The 18951-nt window shown below is 56.1% G+C and carries 10 protein-coding genes and 1 pseudogene; 7 read left to right on the plus strand and 4 right to left on the minus strand.

Going from position 1 to position 18951, the window contains the following annotated elements; genetic code table 11:
- Positions 1-101: 101 nt before the first annotated feature.
- Positions 102-3404 (plus strand): hypothetical protein, encoded by a 3303-nt coding sequence (locus SFU85_03440; GenBank protein ID MDX6765823.1) that lies wholly within the window; start codon positions 102-104, stop codon positions 3402-3404.
- Between the two features lie 175 nt (positions 3405-3579).
- The gene (locus SFU85_03445; protein MDX6765824.1) at positions 3580-4410 is read left to right on the plus strand and encodes a carbohydrate-binding family 9-like protein; all 831 of its coding nucleotides are present in this window, start codon (positions 3580-3582) and stop codon (positions 4408-4410) included.
- A gap of 204 nt (positions 4411-4614) precedes the next feature.
- On the opposite strand, the gene SFU85_03450 is transcribed toward SFU85_03445, so the two are convergent.
- On the minus strand, positions 4615-6945 hold the full coding sequence (locus tag SFU85_03450) for a glycoside hydrolase family 31 protein (GenBank protein ID MDX6765825.1): 2331 nt from the start codon (positions 6943-6945) through the stop codon (positions 4615-4617).
- An 885-nt stretch (positions 6946-7830) separates the two neighbouring features.
- Here SFU85_03450 and SFU85_03455 point away from each other — a divergent pair.
- Complete coding sequence (locus tag SFU85_03455; protein ID MDX6765826.1) at positions 7831-10425, plus strand: CARDB domain-containing protein; 2595 nt, start codon at positions 7831-7833, stop codon at positions 10423-10425.
- A 13-nt stretch (positions 10426-10438) separates the two neighbouring features.
- Here the strand turns inward: SFU85_03455 and SFU85_03460 are convergent, their stop codons facing one another.
- Both SFU85_03460 and SFU85_03465 read right to left on the minus strand, forming a co-directional pair.
- Positions 10439-12835: an alpha-L-rhamnosidase N-terminal domain-containing protein gene (locus SFU85_03460; GenBank protein MDX6765827.1), complete on the minus strand. Its 2397-nt coding sequence runs from the start codon at positions 12833-12835 to the stop codon at positions 10439-10441.
- A gap of 10 nt (positions 12836-12845) precedes the next feature.
- Positions 12846-13892, minus strand: coding sequence for a LacI family DNA-binding transcriptional regulator (locus SFU85_03465; GenBank protein ID MDX6765828.1), 1047 nt, complete (start codon positions 13890-13892; stop codon positions 12846-12848).
- Positions 13893-14013: 121 nt separating this feature from the next.
- Here SFU85_03465 and SFU85_03470 point away from each other — a divergent pair, with 121 nt between their 5' ends.
- From SFU85_03470 to SFU85_03485, 4 genes and pseudogenes are all read left to right on the plus strand, one after another.
- Positions 14014-14802: a PEP-CTERM sorting domain-containing protein gene (locus tag SFU85_03470; protein MDX6765829.1), complete on the plus strand. Its 789-nt coding sequence runs from the start codon at positions 14014-14016 to the stop codon at positions 14800-14802.
- Between the two features lie 327 nt (positions 14803-15129).
- Positions 15130-15396, plus strand: a pseudogene (locus tag SFU85_03475) (transposase).
- Between the two features lie 32 nt (positions 15397-15428).
- Positions 15429-16262 carry an IS3 family transposase gene (locus SFU85_03480; protein MDX6765830.1) on the plus strand — a complete coding sequence of 278 codons (834 nt, stop codon included), beginning with the start codon at positions 15429-15431 and terminating at the stop codon, positions 16260-16262.
- Between the two features lie 218 nt (positions 16263-16480).
- The gene (locus SFU85_03485; GenBank protein MDX6765831.1) at positions 16481-17068 is read left to right on the plus strand and encodes a hypothetical protein; all 588 of its coding nucleotides are present in this window, start codon (positions 16481-16483) and stop codon (positions 17066-17068) included.
- 103 nt (positions 17069-17171) lie between these two features.
- Here the strand turns inward: SFU85_03485 and SFU85_03490 are convergent, their stop codons facing one another.
- Positions 17172-18728: a recombinase family protein gene (locus SFU85_03490; protein MDX6765832.1), complete on the minus strand. Its 1557-nt coding sequence runs from the start codon at positions 18726-18728 to the stop codon at positions 17172-17174.
- Positions 18729-18951: the final 223 nt, after the last annotated feature.

Below are 18951 nucleotides of genomic sequence, written 5' to 3' on the forward strand. Positions count from 1 at the left end.
GACTAAAGGATCGGTTGTCCGGCTGACCAGCCCAATTTATAGTCATTGCCACAGACGACATTTAAGAACATCAACCCAGGAACTCGGTTATGAAAATTCAAATGCCTCCCTCCGCCTTATGCCTTGCCTTGGCCTCATTCAGCCTCTTCTTCCCACCTGCCCTCCGGGCGCAAAACCTCCCCTATGCCACCTCCTTTTTTGGCAATACTTGGGGGCAGGGATCCATCAGCAACTACGGCAAATGGATGCAAAACAACATCAATGGCATCTGGGTCAAACCTGATGGCACGGTCTATACGGCAAGCTGGTGGGATGAAGCCGGACACAACGGCGGCATCTACAAGAACGGCGATTACATCGGGAAACTCAACTACAACCACGATTACTTCGAGGGCGGCGTCGGCATCACCGGGGATGCCAACTATGTCTATGCCGGAAACTGGAACAACATCTACCGCTTCAATTTCAACGGCACGGTCAGCACCCAGGTTTCCACCACCACCACCTCAACCACGGATAAAAGCAAATCGGTCAAGGGCCTGTCCGTGGACAACACCAACAACCTCCTCTTCGTCACCCAGGATTTGGACAATCAGGTTCAGGTCTGGAACAAATCCGCACTGACCAAGACCCGCAGTTGGAGTCTGGCCGGGCCCGGTGCCTGCGCCTCGAACGGCGATGGCACGGTCTGGGTGGCCCAGCCGGCTCTGGGAAAAATCGTTCACTACGACAGCAACGGCAATCTTCTTTCCCAAAGCATCACCGGAGCGGCCGGATTCGATCCCCAGGCCCTTTGTTTTGACAACAGCGGACGCCTGGTCGTGGCGGACAACGGTCCCGATCAAAACCTGAAAATCTACTCCAATCTGAACAATGCCACACCGACCCTGGCCGCCACCTTCGGCACGCAGAAGGGCATTTTCTCCGGAACCGCCGGAGCAGTCGGCCCGCTCAAGTTCAGCGGACTGACCGGCGTAGGCGTCGACAGCTCGGGCAATTATTACATCGGCCAGAATAATGTCGGAAAATGGGCCTTCTGGAATGGCGGCGGATCGATTCTCGAATCTTACACCTCGGGCGGCAACCGGAACTGGATTCTCCAAGGGCTGGAGTTTGTCGACACCGCCTCTGCTGATCCGGGCAGTGCCAACGGCAATCTCTTGGACGTCTACACCAAATACAACCACTACCAACTTGATCTTTCCCAAACCAAACCGGGCAAGGAGGCCACTTTGAAAGGCCACACGCTGAACCAGTTCAAGTATCCCCAGGACCAGCGCTATCAACGCGCCAACGACAACTTTGACTACACGGGCGGGACGTTTGTGCGCACCGTCGGCGGAAAGAAAATCCTCTACGTCATGGACATGCAGGCCAGACGGCTCCTCTGGTACCGCTTCAACTCCGCCACCGACGGGGAAATCGCCATCCCCAGCGGTCTCCTGGAATCCAACGCCAACTACACCGCCACCTATCCCAATTCCCCCACCGGTGGGGAGTTCATCTGGCGCGATGGCAATGGCAATGGTCAGATGGATGCCGGTGAATACGTCAGTGGGCCGGGCACCCCCAACTTGGCCTACGGCTGGTGGGTCGACAGCAACGGCGACATCTGGCAGTGCAACAACTGGAATGCCACCGTGGGCCTACGCCACTGGAAAATGCAGGGTCTCGATGCCAATGGCAATCCGATCTACAGTTATGTCAGCGGCCAGTATGAAGCCCTGGCCCGCCCGGCCTCCACTGGTGGGGATTTGAAACGCATCATCTACCAGCGCGCCACGGACGTCATGCTCATCACCAGCGCGGACACCAATGTGGACCGGGACGCCGGCACGCGCATTGCCCGCTTCAACAGTTGGAGCACGGGCAACCGCACGGCCGCCTGGGATATTTCGGTTCCGCGGGCCACCGCGATCACGGCGGAAGGCGACTACATTTTTGTCGGCTACGGCAACCTTGGAAACAACATCGAGTCCGGCTCCATCGATGTGTACACTCTGGCCAGCGGCACCTTTGTCGGCTCCATTCATGCCGGTCCGGAAGTCATGAACATTTCCGGAGCGCTCGATATCCCGTACGGCATCAGTGTCTACAAGCGGTCGAACGGGGAATACCTCATCTTCGAGGAAGACGACTGGCATGCCAAAGTCATGATGTTCCGCTGGCAGGCCCCCACTCTGGCCACCGACTGTCTTGACGACTGGACCAAAGTGAACAGCAAAACCACCGGGATGACCTTGGACACCAACAATTCCAACGCCTACTTCGATGGTGATACCAGCCGGGCCTGCCGTTCTTCGGACACCACCCAATCGTTGGTCTATCGATCCAGTAATATCTCATCATTCACGGCATCGGTTTATGCCGGGATCAACCACGCCGACCCTGCCACCCAAGGGGGGATCAAGTTTTACACTTCCCCCGACGGGGCAACGTGGAGTCTGGCAGGTGTGGTAGCGGCCAATTACGGGAGCAACAATGGCCAGTGGGTCTGCTACAACTACGTTCCCTCGGGAGCACTCCCCGGCGGGACGAATTATCTCAAGGTCGAGTTCAATGCCGCATCCGGCGTGGCATCCTGGGATCCCCAACTCGCCCAGATCACCCTGACCTCCACTGGTGGTTTTCTCACCGGCAGCGGCGGCAATTCCACCATCTACAACGACACGGCACCGGGCTTCAATGTCAGCGGGGACACATGGAATTACTCCAACAACCGGAATGTGGGTGATTACAACAACGACGTCCACTACATGATGGCCAACAACAGTTACTGGAACTTCTCCTTCAACGGCACCGGAGCGGACTATATCACCGAAAAGGATTCCGGTTCCGGCAATGTGGACATCTACGTTGACGGGGTGTTCAAACAGCGGGTGAACTGCTACGCCCCCTCCAGACTGGTCCAACAGACAGTCTACAGCATCACCGGTCTGGCACCGGGAAACCATACGATTGGCGGGGTTAAAGTGGATGGAACCTATAACATTGTCGACGCAATCAAGGTCTACACCACCCCGGCTCCGCCCCCGGCAACCATGGTCAACGACACCAGTTCCGCATTTACGGTCAGTGGGGATTCATGGAATTACTCCTACAACCGCGGGGTGGGTGATTATAGCAACGACGTTCATTACATGACTGTCAACGGCAGTTACTGGGATTTCACCTTCAATGGCACGGGGGTGGACTATATCACGGAGAAAGACTCGGGTTCCGGCAACGTGGACATCTACGTTGACGGGGTGTTCAAACAGCGGGTGAATTGTTATTCAGCCACTCTCCAAGCGCAGCAAACCGTCTACAGCATCACCGGGCTGTCCGCCGGGAGTCATCACATCGGTGCCGTAAAAATCGACGGACTCTACAACATTGTGGACGCCATGAAGGTTTACCCTTGATGCACGCTTGGAGCGAAACCTGACCATCCATGCCCAGGACGGTAGCCACCCAGGGAACAATACCCTGGGTGCACATCCCCTGACCGTTCTTGTCGGTTGGGATAAACAGGGTAGAAAGGAATGCTCATTCGGCCATATCTCCGAAAGAGGCTCCCTTTTGGGAATGAATCTGCCCATGCGAACTCCCTTTCTGGTTCTTGCGGTTATTTCCGTCTTGTCCAACGGGCTCTCCGGAAGCGCTCTCGTTTCGGGCCTCGATTCCGGCCCACCCCCGGTGGATGGACATCCCCGGATTTCCGTGCCGCATGCCCTTGAGCAACCCCGGATCACCGCGGATTCCCAGGACCCGGCGTGGAATTCCGCCGCGGAGATCGGATCTCTTATTCCCTGCTACGGCAGTGGCCAACCTTCCACCGAACCCGTCTCTCCCACAAAAATCCGGCTACTCTGGGATTCGTCCCATCTGTATCTCCGATTTCTATGTGCGGGACGCCCCCCGATAAATTCCCAATCAGGCCGTGACGCCGATCTCTACCGGGGCGATGTGGTGGAAGTTTTCCTGAGCCGGTTTGCCGATGCACGGATGTATTTTGAAATCCAAGTTTCGCCCAAAAATGATGTGCTTGATCTCCGTTTCAATCTGCCCGGATCTCCGGACTTTCAGAGTGACGGAGTTCTGAGTGACAACTACTCCCTCCACCACTTGAAAATGGACCGGGCCTGGAACTTTTCCAAGCTGAAGACGGCCAGCCGGGTCTCCGATGGCCAGTGGATAGTCGACTTGGCCATACCCGCGGATGAATTAGCGGGCGGCTTGACCCATCCGGAGCTGGCGCCGGGGTGGGTGCGCGCCAACTTCCTCAGGTATGAATGGGTGGATGTCTCCCAAAAACCCGCACTGCTTCCCTCAAATTGGTCTGTCGTCCGCCACGGGTGTCCACATATTTCCCCGGGTTCGCTTGGTTGGTTGCGATTGGTTCAATCAACCGAGCCCCCCTCACCTTAGCCTTAACTATGCAGTTGAAATCGCGCAGAGTCGCAGAGACGCCGAGGAGGAACGAAACGGATTTGGGAAGAAAAGGGATTCACCGAACGGTGATCAGCCTCTTCTGTTGTAACCATGCATTTCCCTCTGAGTTCTCTGTGTCCTCTGTGGTTAAACTGCATCGTTCCGGCTTAGACCCCGTTTCGGCGGACTACCGCGCCGGGCTCAGTCACTGCTCCATTCACTGGAAACATAGGTCTTGATCGACTTGCCGGTCAGGGTCCACCGGCGCCTCCGCCATCCGGTTTTTACTCCCCTTCCGTTGAGGGTGACCAAGACTTCGGGGAAATCGGCATAGAGAACGACCCGGAAACGACACGGTTTATAACCCAGTTGCACGGTGCGGACATCGATCTTCAATCCTTTGCGGCTGTTTTCCATTTTGATCTCCAATTCAGTCTGCTTCCGCCGCCGGTAGTCAAAAGTTTCCCCATCATCGAAGATGTAGTTGTTGTGGTAGGATCCTTTGCTCTCGCGGGCCAGGAAAACATGGAATTCGATCCGGGCCAGATCGTTTGCCGGGTCGCCCCTTTCTCCCGCCTTCATGGGAACGATCGCTCCTTCCCTGAAATACAAAGGCGTGGAACGGTCCCCTGCAGCGGCCGTGATGCGCCGCCCTCCCTGGACCCATTCCCCCTCGAGAGCCGAGAACCATCTTTTTTTGCCCGGCAGAAGAACGCTGCGTGATTTCTGGTTTTCCTCCACCACGGGTGCCTGCATGACATCCGGTCCGATGAGGAACTGATCGTCCACCTTGCCTAAGGGCAGTGCCCGGGTGTCTTCGAAGTCGTGGAAAAGCGGGCGCATGATGGCTTCCCCTGTGGCCTCCTGGCGGATGAAAAGATTGTAAAGGTAGGGCAGCATTTTGTAGCGCAGACGCACATAATGCCGGATCACCCCCAGCACTTTGGGACCATAGCGCCAGGGTTCCTGAGGATCGCAGGCAAACTCACTGTGGTTGCGCATGAACGGAAAGAGAAAAGCGGTTTTGTACCAATCGATGGCGAGTTGCGGGGAGGCATTGCGGGCAAAACCGGGGACATCGGGTCCGTTGTAAGGAATGCCGGACAGCGCCAGGTTCAGCGTCATCGGTATGGAATTTTTCAGATGGAAATAGTTGGAGACATTGTCCCCGTTCCAAATCGCAGAGTAGCGGCACTGGCCGATGAAGCCGCTGCGGGAAATGACAAAAGGTCGCCGGTTCGGATGGGCTTGGAGGAATCCGTCCCGGGTGGCCCGGGCCATACCGAGGGCGTATTGGTTGTGAAAACTGCTGTGGTTGGCCCGTCCTCCCCGAAAGAGCATATCGAAGGGCTCGGCACCGGCCACTGACGGGTCGTTCATGTCGATCCACGAACCGGCGATTCCCTGGCGGGCAAACTCCGCCACATGGCGGGCCCACCAATCGCGGGTCTTTTTCTGTGAGAAGTCAGGGTAGACGGTTTCCCCAGGCCAGACATGCCCGACAAACTCCTTCTTCTCCAAATTGAGACAGAAGTGTCCCTCCCGACTTCCTTCGTCGTAAATGGGATAGCCTTTTTCCATTTTGACACCCGGATCGAGGATGGCCACCACCCGTCGGCCTTTTTTACGAAGGCCGGCCAGATCCTTGCGGACGTTGCGGAAATGAGCCGGATTAAAACTAAATACTTTGAAATTTTCCATGTAGTCAATATCCAGCCAATGACCATCACAGGGAATGCCGTGCCTGCGGTGCTCGCGGTCGAGCCACTCCAAGTCCTTGATTCCGGCATAACCCCAGCGTGATTGGTGGTTGCCCAGGGCCCAAAGCGGCGGCCGGGGGGTGGTTCCGCAGAGCTGCTGCAGCTTGCGGGTCAAGCCGGGTAAATCCGGCCCATGGATGATAAACATCTCGGGCATGCCTTGTTCCGAGCCGATCCAAACCCGGGGCACGTAATCACTCGGGCGTTTCGCAAAATGGTAGTTCGAATCCGTATCCATAAACACCGCATGGGGGTTGTTGACCAGGATTCCCGAATAAGTGTTACCCCGCTTGATGATCAGGTAGGGCACCGAGACATACATCGGATCGGTGGTCTCATTCCAGACCTGGGTGGCCGGAAAATCGCCGAAGACATCCGTGTTCCAAAATTTCGTCCGCAGATGGGATTTTTCGAATCCATTGTTTTTCTGGCCCATCCCGTAAAACTGGTAATCCGGTTGATAGAGGAACTGCATCACCCAGCCGGAACCGGAAACACCGAATCCTTGGCCCGGCGCTGATTGAAAGAACAGGTGTCCGCTTCCATCACGCAGGCTGATTCCTCCGTTGGACCCCAGTAAAAACCTGCTGGCGCTGTCCTTCTTGCAGGGGGGAGTCAACTGAACCTGGCTTTCGTTGGCCGTCCAACCGGAGCCCGTCACCCGCCAGCGGAAGATCTCATGGCCCAAATCTTGGATCTCCGAGCGGAATCGCCGTTTGTTGATCATAAAAAACCCGCTGGCGGACACCCGACGGGCGTAGGAGTAATTCAAGAAATGCCGAATTTTGTGGAGATACATCTTGGTTGATTTCAAAACAGGGACCTCTTATTGTCAATAGCAGTTGTATCATTAGCTTTGTGGGGATGTTCTACTGACCAGCTCGCTTTACCGAAGTAATGCGCCCGATCCTCTAGAATGGAAAAACATGACACCCTTTCGCCTTACCCATAGCCAGGCTGCCTCAAGCGTTCTGGTCGTCTCGGATAAGACCGGCCATCCCCTGGCTGAAGGGCCTGCCTTCAATTGCTATTCCGGTTTCGACGAATCGGTTTATCCCACCCCCGATGATGAAGCCCGATGGGAGCGCCTTTTTCACCACGCATCCTGGCTGGGCACGAACTTGATCCGTTACGGCCAGAATACCGCCTTCATCCCCGATACGCAGGACCATTTTCTACCCAGTCATCCTTCGTTTCGCCAGTTGCAGTGGGTCAATGCCTGGGCCGAGAACCGGGACGTCAACCTCATCCCCGATCCATTTAGCCGCCTCAACCCTTCCACTTTCCCGATTGGGAAGGAGCCCCTCGGGCGTGGGGCGAACCGGCCGCCAAGCCCGGAACGGCGGTGCGCGACATCGATGGTTACGTCTCCCGCTTCATTGTCCCTTACGTCCGTCACGTGGTACGGGACTTGGGCTGCCACCGGATTCGCTGGTTCAAAATCGTCAGCGACCCTGTCCGACGACAGGTGGAAACCGACGGCCCGGCGATCGGTGCCCGGGAGGCTGATTTTGAAGAATGGTTGTCTCCGATAAGTCTGACCGTAAACGCGACATCCACCCGCAATCCAGATGGATAACTTTTGCTCTTTCAATATTGGAAAAGCGCCCTACGTCCCGGATTTCAAAAACGGATGCAACGCCAATCCCCTGCAATCATGAAAACCCTTTTTGCCTGCCTCCTTTTCCTTACCCAAACTTTTCTCCTACCTACCATCATTTTCTCCGCCCCATATCCCCAACCGGCCTACCCTTCCGACCAATTCATCGACTCCATCGGCCTGAATGCCTCGCCATTCGAACGCTATCTGGATTCAGGTCCTTTCAAAGGGGCGGGCACCCATTACCCACCCGAACTTTTTTTTGACCTGGGAGTGCGTTACTACCGCACCGGACTCAAGCATGATTTGGTACGTCCAGAATCCCCGGATCTTATTGCCGCCGCCTGCCGGAAATACGGCGCGCGCCCTCTCATGCTGATCGACCCCCACAAAACAGGCTCCCCGGACGATCTGGTCAAAGAAATCAAACGGTATCCCGCGGGGGTCATCTGGGGTGTCGAAGGACCCAACGAACTCAACAACAAATTCCCCCCCCAAGAACTGAACCTGAAATACCAAGGCAAAACCGACGAGGCCGCGGGTGCGGCATACATGAAAGACGCCATCGCCGCCTTGAGGGCCGATCCAGCCACCAAAAACCTCCCCGTGGTCGCCTTCACCGCCATTTTTTCCGATTACCGCCTCGCCCGCCCTCATACCGGGTTCGACTTCGCCAATATGCATTCTTACCAGGGTTATGACGTTCCTTCCTCCAGCCTGATGACGAATGTTACCCGCTTCAATAACATCTTCCCCGTCGGACATGAAATTCAGCCCTTCATGCCCACAGAGTGCGGATACAATGTCGAAAGCGATGTCAGTAATGGAACCCACAAGACAGGTTCGCTCCGCGCCCAGGCCCTCAACATCCCCATGCTCCTGGCCGAATACTTCCGTCATGGCATTCCCCGCACTTATCTTTTTGCCCTTCATAACGCCGACGGCTACGGCTTGCTTGAAAACGACCAAGCCACCCGCCGTCCCTCCTGGTTCGCCCTTAAAAACTTCATCGCCGAATTGTCCGACGCCCGATGGAATGCCCAGACAATGAAATGGGAAGGGGGATCCCTCAGCCCTCGTGCCCTGCTTTTCGTACCGCAAGGAGCTCCCGATACCCTGCATTCCCTAACATTGCAAAAGACCGACGGCAGCTATCGCCTCCTTCTTTGGAACGAGGTTCCCAATTTCGACTCCCGCATCAAACAGGATCTCACCCCTCCGCCACTCCCTGTTGTGCTGCGATTCCTCCGACCGATCGAGGAGGAGGTGGAGGTTCTGACGCAAAACGACCAGGGAACCTATGATCTCTATCGCGTGAAGCCTGAATCGGAGGGCAAAGTCCTGCGACTCAAAATCCCCTCCTCGGTCACGCTCCTGCGACTCCGCCAGCCCGATGGGAAACAATCCCTGCCCGCTTCAGTCACGGACTTGGTGTCCGAAACCACTGAAAATGAAGTCCTCCTCCGCTGGAAAGCACCGCCGAAAAAAGATTCCACCGCCGGCTTCTTCGTCTTCCGCGCCGGTCACCACGTCGCCACGCTACCTCCCGATACAACCGAATGGCGGGACCGTTCCGATTGGATTCGTCCCGGCCTGGGCTATCCTTACGAAATCCAGAGCTACAACGCCGAGGGTGGTCTTTCGGCCCGGTCCCGCCACATCGCCCAAACACCCGACAAACGACCCGATCTCATCGTGACAGCGACGGGAACGGTTCAGCAACAAATCAACCCAGGCGACCCCGTGCAATTTTGGGCCACGGTCAAAAACATCGGCACGGGAGCGACTCCTTATGAAACGCCTCTCAGCGCCACGTTCTCCGTGGATGGCCACATCATCTCGTGGGGCGGCATCCACCGTCCCTTGGCGCCTGGAGAAGAAGTGCGCGTCGAAGGCGGTGGTGGTCCGCATCAACCCCCTGTCTGGAATGCCACGGAAGGGGCCCACCTCCTCCTCGCGCGCGCCGACGACATCAACCGCATCTCGGGGGAAACCTCCAAGACCAACAACTGGATCGACCAAACGCTGCAGATTGGGGAGGCCGGAAAAGGGAAACTCTCCGGCTCGAGCCAACCCGCACCCGGCTCACTCGATCTGGAACAAGGCTTCCTGGAAGATTGGGTCGTTTGGGGAGGAGGCAACAAGGACGGACGGGTGCAGAAAGCCAAAAGCCCGTGCTTGATCGGTCCGCTCAAATATTCCGGCGAAGGCCATGTCGCCCATACCGTCGGCGGTCCTGTACGGCTTTCCTGGAATAACGGCGATCCCGTCGCCCAAAACGAGGGAACAAATGAAGCGTTGTGGATGAACCACCTCGGACACGCCTTTCAATTTGAAGTGATGGCCGACGAAACCGAGCGCGAGTTGAAAGTTTATGCGGCTGGATTGGAGGGCGCCACGGGAAGATTCCGCGCCGATCTGAGTGACGGCTCGGCTCCGGCTTACGAAAGCTGCTCCTGGAACGGCAATATGGGAAATGGGAACTGGTCGGCCGTGCCCGATGGGTTTTCCGTGGTATTCACCGTGCGCTATCACGCATCAAAATCTGGGGAAAAACTCCGGATCACGTGGGAATTGGTCGACGAACCCAACCGATTCCTCGGCCAGATCCGGCTTCAATCCGCCACATTGAAACGGGCCATTTCGCCCTGAATAGGTTTCGCACCTAACTCCCCCAGTGGCCTAGGTAAACTCCCCCTGGGAAAAAAGCACCGACCTGGGCCTCATTACGCTCCACAGGTATCGCCCGTCCCTGCTTGTCCCGTATTTCCATTTTTTTGATTCCGTCACAGGGTAAACGGAGTTCCACGGAAATGCCCTGTGGGATACTGAGATGAAAGGTGCACGCTTTCGAGTTCCATTCCACCTCCACATGTCCCCACGGTGTGGTGACCACGCCCCCCGCCCATTCCAAATCACCCAATCTGGGTTCAATCAGGAGCTGCTTTTTGTCGGGAGTTTCCAGAGGCCTCACCCCCAAAACATAGGCACTGAGGAAATAGGCCGGGACCAACCCGTAGGCATGGATTTTGGAACCATGCACGAAATCCTCCCAAGTACTCTCCAAGGGTGACCGGATCATCCGTCGCCATTTGTCCCGAATCCGTTCGAGCACGATCTGGTCTATCTTGGCATCATTCAGTCCGTAAAGAAAATCAAACAGGTAGTGGTGGATCAGCACCCCCGTCGCCTGGTCCAGATGGCCTAAGACCCAGTTCTGTGACTTGGCAAGTCTGTCCCCTCCCGCTACTCCCTGATTGAGGGCGAAAAGGTTTGCATGAAGGCTGGGCTCAACCAGCCCCCGCTCAACCCTGAGTCGGAATTTGATCTGACCAAAAAAAACCTCGGACTGGATTTTATGTTCATCGGCAAAAAAACCGGCGTGGTAGGCCCCAACTTCATCGTCCCAGAGGTGGCAGTTGATGGCCTCAACCAACGCTTCGGACTCCTTTTTCAAAAGAAACCCATCCGCCTCCTCCCCCAACAAGGCCCCCAGCCCGACCATTGCCCGCAGGGCACCCGCCACAAAGGCGTTGAGCGCAGTTCCCTCGCAAATCTGATAGGCCATGGGATTGTCCCAGCACATCCATTCCCGGCTGGCAATGAGTCCCCGCTCCGTACGTTGTTCCAGAAACCAACGGGCTTGGCGCATCAACGCCGGCCACAGTTCGCCGACAAAGCCGAGGTCGCCCGTGTGGTCGTAATACTTCTTCACCCCATGCATCCAAAGCGCGCAGCGATCCTCCATCACTGCATGGATGTCCCAGCGGTCGGAACAGGTGTGGGCCTTGACACATCCGTCCTCGCGTTGGCTCAGGGCCGTCCGGCGCAGCATCTCCCGGAACAACCGGGAATCCGCAAACACCACACCTCCCCCCTCACCAGGTCCGTCCATCATGACTCGGGTGCAGTCGAATGCCGGCGGGTCGGAATCCATCCACTCCACCCGCTCCCGGTCGGCACAGTCCACATAGGCATCTTCGCTCAACAATTCCAGCGACCGGGCCGCGATGTGCCAAAGATGGGTAAGGTCCGAGTCACTGCATCGGAACCGGCCAGACAGTTGAAACGGATAGAGCACCTCCACCAAGCGGAGGTCATGCAAAGTAACGGTACCTGTTTCCAACCGAACGAGGAGACGGCGGAAGGCGAAGGTGTCCCCTCCCATCCAGGTTTGCCGTCCCTCTTCCGCGATATAGAGACTGGTGCGGTCCGCAACGGGCAGGCCCTTCTCCTGTTCCGGCGGCAGATATCCCAATAAGAGGCGGCTGCCCACAGAGGCCTCGAAATCGAACACTCCGTAAGCCTGGACCAGTCGGCCGATGTCAATCAGGACTTCCTCGCCGGCCCGCAAAGTGAGTGGCCATGCGGAATCCAGGGGCATCTCTGCCACCTTCATTCCGGTCGATGGCAACCGTTTTTCCTGGAGCAAGGGTATTGCCCGTTCTTTGAAATTGCCTTCTGGTTGCCCAGGACAGAAGACCGCTTCGGGCCAGTCCGCATCCTGGAACACTGCCGCCGTCCAATCGCCCAAACCCAGCCTCGCATCAATCACCTCCGGGATCGAACCCCAACCGTGGCTGATGTGAATGTCGTCCTCACCAGGGACCGCAGTCCAGAGCAAGGAAGGGGACAGAAAGGATTCCTCTGGCACAGCCTTCCAGGTTTCGTCCGTGCAGATCGAAAGTTGTTCTCCACAAGTTCCTTCCACATCGAGCCAAGCCGTCAAACCGGGCTCATGCCCTTGGATGCGTCCGTTGGGCGAATCCCGGTGCACCAGAATGGCCAGCGTGTTCGTACCAGAACGAAGCGAACCGGAAACATCGATCACATCGTAACACGGCTCCTTGTTCTCGTAGCGCGCAGGGCCGCGCAGGACATAAATTCCATTAAGGTAAAGCCGGTAGCGGGTGAAGGCAAAAAGGTGAAGCGTGGCCTTTGCTGGTTCAAAAGGAAGGTCCCAAGTCTTGCGGAAGGCCGCGTGCAGGTCCCCTCGTTCTGGTTTGGGGTGGGAACACCAAATCCATGAGTCGGCCAGAGACTTTGGGATGTGGTTGTTCATACTGGCCAGATCAGGAGAGAGATCGAACGGTCTCCCCGCCACGCCAGACCCCTTCCAGCATGACCGTTTTGGGATGTTCCGGCACCCCGCTTTCATTCCGGTGGATCTGGCCCAAGACCAAGTCCACCGCTGCCGCACCGACCATCTCATGCAACTGGTCCACCCCCGCCAAGGTGGTGGGCGGATGGACGTCCATGTCCGCCACCCCGATATCGCCGGGCACATTCAGATTCATCTCTGCGAGCCAGCGCAGGATGTGAGGTCCCATACCCAGGCTGATGACCGCATCCGGATGGGCCGACTCCACCCATGCCTTGAATTGGGAATATTGGTGCCCTTCATCTCCGAGTCCGGTCACCAAGATGGGAATCCGGTGGTTGCGGGACTGTTCCGATTGGTGCAAGAGGTAGGCGGCAGTGAAGGCCCGTTCGGCCAATAATTCGGAAAGCCGCAGGATCATCAACCCGATGCGCTGGTAACCCAGCCGGGTCATCTCGCGGAGCACCAACGAGATGGTATGATCGTGCCGGTTCATGGCACTATGGAGCATGGGGTGCTTGAATTGAAAACCGATGGTGGCCGAAGCGAAGTGGTCCCATTCCAACTCCAGGTTTTCCTCCGGATTGGGTATCGTGGGAATGACGACACCGTTGATACCTCGGGCGTGGAGGATGGATGAAAGCCGCAGGGCATTCATGTCTTTGCCACGAAGGTAGAACGATTGCAGGTCGTAGCCGAGGGTTTTAGCCTGGGATTCCACTCCCTGGAGGTAGCGGCGATAAAACGGATTGGCATACCAATCCTTGTCCGAGGGATCGCCCGTGTGGATGCAGGCCAGAGTGGCATGGCTGCGGCTGGACCGGCTGAGACGCAGCCGGGCCGCCATGGCCGATCCAAAGGGATTTGGCCGGTAATTCATTTCCTTCGCCAATTGCTGAATCCGTATGCGGGTGGAAACGGGAATACGGGCCGAATTGGCCAAGGCGCGAGAGACAGTCGAGGGAGCAACCCCAGCGGCCTTGGCCAGCGAAGCCAAACTGGGGGCATCAGGCGCCATACACTTAGGACTATGACAAGGAGACAGTCAGGTCAAGCTTTGCGCAACGCTTGCGCAATCTGCTACTTGTGTTACACAGTAAAAGCAATTAAGTTGACTCAAGAAACAAAGAAACACCTCCATGAAAAAACAAACACTATTCGTATTGGCAATTACTCTGTCCGCAGGCCTGTTTTCCCTTCGGGCCGCCACCCTGTTGAACGAAGACTTCAATGGCTACACGATCGATTCCACCATAGACGGAAATAACGGCGGGTCCGGCTGGGGTGGCTCTTGGGCTACTTCTTCGCCTTCTTTCGGCTACCTTCATACCACACGCAACAACGTCGCGAATCTGAGTTATTCCGGCTATTCGGCCGTGGGTGGGAATTACGCCAATTTGGCGGGTGGTTACGGCGGACCGGCTTACATGGACATGACCCGTCAAGTGGATCTTGCTGGCGCGTTTTCTTCCTACGTTTCCGGCGGATCCGTGGGAGCGGATGGCACGACCCTCTGGGGATCCTTTGCTTACGCCTACTCGGCCGGTTCCACCTTGAATTTATTCCTGAGCGGAGCATCCACCAATTATGTTCCTCTGGCTGACGCCGGGGTCAGCAGTCTGTTTGTCTTCAAAATCGACTTCGGCGCGGGAAATGCCGATACGCTCACTTATTTCCTCAACCCCAACTTGGCGACCTTTGATGGCACCGGGGCACCCACCGGAACGCAAGCGGGTAATTTTTCCTTCACCCGCTTCGGGTTTGCTTTGAACGGAGATACGCACGAAGGCCGATTCGACACCATTCGCATGGGAAATCTCGTCGGGGATGTGGTGCCGGTCACTATTCCTGAGCCCTCAACTTACGCCTTGTTTGGTATCGGAATGGCTTCACTGGCTTGGCTCCGCCGCCGTCAGATAAAAGCCTGATTTAGGAAATTTTCTTCCTCCTTCCAAAAGCCCCGCCTCGTGCGGGGCTTTTTGTTGCCCATCGGGTGAGTGACGGTATCCCCTCCCTTTGTGGCTCCACCTCTCCCCTCTTCCTACCCGCCCATTCCTCGCAGTAGCTGTCTCTCTTTAAACCATATCAGACTGGGTAGGCGACAATCATTCTGGGTAGGGGCGGCTATACTACCCGGGCCTTACCCTCTGGATTTACCCCCGGGCCCGGTAAGGATACCGAGTGATCTTCCCCCTGTAATTAGGCCGGGAGCGGGTTGAGGTTCAAGCCCTACGGGGCTAGGAAGGAACCCAACCATGAAACGCAACCGGTATAGTGAAGAACAGATCATCCAAGGGCTCAACGAAGCCCGTGCGGGCGGCAAAGTCGAAGACATCTGCCGTCGCCACGGCATCAGTCAGCCGACCTATTAAAAGTGGAAGCAGAAGTTCGGCGGCATGGAAGTCTCCGACGCCAAACGCCTGCGACTCCTGGAAGAGGAGAACCGCAAACTCAAGAAGCTGGTCGCCGACCAGGCCCTGGACGCGATGGTGTTGAAGGAGATGCTCGCAAAAAAGTATTAAAGCCCAAAGCCCGTCGTTCGGCCGTGGCCGAGATGATGGAACGCTTTGGGCTCTCCCAGCGCCGGGTCTGCCGCTTGAGCGGCTGGAACCGTTCCTCGGTCCAGTTCCGACCCCGACCCGATCCCGATCGGCGTTTGCGAGAACGCATGAAGCACTGGGCGACAGAGAAGACCACCTGGGGATGTCCCATCCTCCATGATGTGCTAAAGGCGGAAGGCTTGGTCATCAACCACAAGCGCACCGAGCGGATCTACCGGGAAGAAGGCCTGTCCTTGCGCCGCAGGCGGCGGCGCAAGCTGCCTTCGGCCCGGTGGGTTCCCTTGGAGTCGCCCACCGCCCCCAACCAGCGCTGGTCGATGGACTTCATCCATGACCAACTCTCGGACGGCCGCCGCTTCCGCTGCTTGACCCTGGTCGATGACTTCACCCGCCAATGCCTGGCCATTGAAGTCGATACGTCACTGGGAGGATACCGTGTCGTCGATGTCCTGGAGCGGTTGGCCCTAACCCGACCTTTGCCTCAGATCATCACCACGGACAACGGTCCGGAGTTCACCGGAAAATCCATCCATCTGTGGGCCCAGACCACCGGCGTCCGTCTCCATCACATCCAACCCGGCAAACCCATGCAGAACGCCTTCATCGAAAGCTTCAACGGAACCTTCCGCGAAGACTGCCTCAACCGGCATTGGTTTGACACCATCCCCCAGGCGCAGCTCCTCATTGAACATTGGCGCAAAACCGACTACAACTCCCTTCGGCCCCAAAGCTCCATCGGACGTGTCCCGCCCGATGCCTTCGCGGCCCGCTGGAACCCAAACAACCCAAACCAAAACACCACCAACCTCTCCCTCGCCCCGGCCTAATATACGGGGGGAAGATCACAGGGGCCATGGACAATTGGTCATGAACTTATTCACGTTTTGGGGAACGCTACGCACCTTCCAGGATTTTCCGACTTTTCGACCGAGCGAACAACTAGTCAGAATTTATTTTATGATACTTCAAATGTTAATGAAGTCGGAAGCACCAAACGTTTATCCAAATATCAGACAGAGGAGATGCTGAAAAGCTCACTAGCAAAATGAATGTTCGAGTTGTCCTGGCTCTTATGGTTTGCGGACTGGTCGCTGCCTGCTCGCGCGAGGAAGGTGTTTCTCCCGACTATAGCATCAAAGCACTGCCCCCCATAAAAGCCGAATCCACTGCCCCTTCTGTAGTAAGGGCCCTCCCTCCAGCGGTCACAACGGCGGTTGCCACCCTCAATACCGAACCTGATTACCAGTTAAAGATTAAGGCTCTTGAGGTGCTGCGCGAAACTTATAGTCAAGAAGCCTGCACTGAAATGGTGAAGCACTTGAAGCACCAATTTAGTCAACTGCCCCCGGCCTTACGACCAGATGACGGATATGACGAAGCCACATTCTATCGTTTGGGATATATGGGTGTGCTTCTACAAGAGATTCGAAAAATGGACTTTCCGGAAGGCAATCAAGCCACGGTGGAGGTGATGGAGATCATGAGAAAACGCTATACCGGGCAACCTCAGGGAGATCGTTGGATACGTATTTTCGCCAGCGGGCTGAACAACACTGCAGAGGACGTGAAAAACGGGCTTTATCCAAAGCAAGCGACTCCTGCTGACCAAGCGACGCTCCCATTGCCCAAGTAGTGTGGCCCTTTGGCCCAACCGTTCCCCCTGCGCCGCACTCACATAGTTCGTTTGGCTCCGCCCCCACGAACGCTTGAACTTGTGTCCCCCCAAGGGGGGAATATTACGCCCCCCGCATTAGATGAATTTCGTGCTCGCTGAAGCGAGAAGGCGAATGCGAGCGAGCCCGAGGCGAAAGGAGTTCGCCCAAAAAGGGCTCAACGGCAAGGAGTTCCAGCCCGTTCTTCCAAGACACGCCAAGCTTGTTGTCTTTCAGAAACAGGTTCGAACCATGTTTTTGGAGAAAATCCCGCTTCTCCTCATTTTTATCCTCAATCGCCCGTAGACCCGCTTGTTTACTGGCTTCCAGCGTCTGTCTGGCAGGTTCGAACCAAAAATCCCCCTTGGCCCCTTCCAGGGCCTTCAAACGCACCTTGTAGTCGTTCTTCTCCTCAAGGAGTTTGGCTTTATGTTCCCGGTATTCATCCAAGGAAAGAACGTTGTCCAAGTATGCGGACATGAGCTTCTCAAGCTTTTGGTCGCATGAAGCAGAAGCTTCGATCAAGCGTTGCTTCGAGGATGAAGCGGCAGCCATGCTCTCAGTTTCCATCCGATCCAATTCTTCGCAAAGCCACTTGTGCACGGCTTCAGGCAAGGCAACCTGTCGCAACGTGTGGTCGACTTCGGAGGTTAACGATTCTTCCCGAATACACCGCTGCGCACAGGGTTGCTTCATCCGCTTGGTGCAGTGATAAAAGACGTAGTGGTGGCGATTGCCGTTCTTTTGATGCTTCCACTTTTCCTCGGCGGTAATGAGGCCACCACATTCGCCACACTGAAACAAACCACGGTATGCAAAGTATTTCTTTTTAACCCGTGTGGCTTTGCTTTTGCGCTTCATCCGCCCTTGGACAATATCGAAAAGCTCTTTGGTAATGATCGGTTCATGCGCACCCTCGTAGAGTTCCCCGGTGTATCGGATGAGGCCGTAATAGATGGGGTTGCGGAGGATATACTGCATGTTTGCCTGATTGAGTTTCAATCCTCTGCGACCAATGAGGCCAAGGGCATCCATGGTATGGCTCAAGCTTTCGAGTGAATACTTGCCCGTGGCATAGAGTTCAAACATCTCACGGATAAAAGGCCCCCGAACAGGGTCAATGACCAGACCACGAGTTTTCGCGTCGTTGACGTAACCCAAAGGGGCATATTGAGGCCACATGCCTCGGGCAAGTTTCTGCCGAATGCCGCGATGAACATTCACCGAAAGATTGTCTACGTAGTATTTGGACTGCCCGAAAATAATTTGGAGCATGAACTTTCCTTCGGGAGTATTTTCAAAATGGTGGGCGCAGAACTTGAGGGTCTTGATAAGGCCCTGGTCGATCATGTGAATGATACGCCCACCATCGAGGGCGTTACGGGACAAGCGGTCGGGATGCCAGGCAAGAATGCCGTCCGCTTCACCGGCTTCAAGCCGTGCAAGCATGTCATTGAAAATGGGGCGTCCCGGCTTCTTGGCAGTCTGCTTTTCGATGAAGGTCTTTATGACCTTCGCTCCGTCTTTTTCAGTCAGCGCGGAAAGCTCGGCGATTTGGTCGTCGATGCTTCGCACTTGTCTGTCCTCTGAATCGGTTGACTTGCGCGCGTAGATGAAAAAGCGGAGTCCGTTCGTCTTCATGATTGTATATCGTTTCTACACTCTAAAGGTGTGTTTGTACAGCATAAGCTATTATGCAGAATTTGTGTACTGAATCGTCGTTCAACAACCCTTATCACTTGGCGTGTCTTGGAAGAACGGGCTGGAACTCCTTGCCGTTGAGCCCTTTTTGGGCGAACTCCTTTCGCCTCGGGCTCGCTCGCATTCGCCTTCTCGCTTCAGCGAGCACGAAATTCATCTAATG

The organism is Candidatus Methylacidiphilales bacterium (genome assembly GCA_033875315.1).
In the GTDB taxonomy this organism is placed as follows: Bacteria; Verrucomicrobiota; Verrucomicrobiia; order Methylacidiphilales; family CAZTYG01; genus JANRJG01.

What these genes read in the sequence shown, in the direction of transcription:
- SFU85_03440 (MDX6765823.1), top strand. Translation starts at nt 102, where the DNA reads ATGCCTCCCTCCGCCTTATGCCTTGCCTTGGCCTCATTCAGCCTCTTC.
- SFU85_03445 (MDX6765824.1), top strand. Translation starts at nt 3,580, where the DNA reads ATGCGAACTCCCTTTCTGGTTCTTGCGGTTATTTCCGTCTTGTCCAAC.
- SFU85_03455 (MDX6765826.1), top strand. Translation starts at nt 7,831, where the DNA reads ATGAAAACCCTTTTTGCCTGCCTCCTTTTCCTTACCCAAACTTTTCTC.
- SFU85_03460 (MDX6765827.1), bottom strand. Translation starts at nt 12,835, where the DNA reads ATGAACAACCACATCCCAAAGTCTCTGGCCGACTCATGGATTTGGTGT.
- SFU85_03465 (MDX6765828.1), bottom strand. Translation starts at nt 13,892, where the DNA reads ATGGCGCCTGATGCCCCCAGTTTGGCTTCGCTGGCCAAGGCCGCTGGG.
- SFU85_03470 (MDX6765829.1), top strand. Translation starts at nt 14,014, where the DNA reads ATGAAAAAACAAACACTATTCGTATTGGCAATTACTCTGTCCGCAGGC.
- SFU85_03480 (MDX6765830.1), top strand. Translation starts at nt 15,429, where the DNA reads ATGATGGAACGCTTTGGGCTCTCCCAGCGCCGGGTCTGCCGCTTGAGC.
- SFU85_03485 (MDX6765831.1), top strand. Translation starts at nt 16,481, where the DNA reads ATGAATGTTCGAGTTGTCCTGGCTCTTATGGTTTGCGGACTGGTCGCT.
- SFU85_03490 (MDX6765832.1), bottom strand. Translation starts at nt 18,728, where the DNA reads ATGAAGACGAACGGACTCCGCTTTTTCATCTACGCGCGCAAGTCAACC.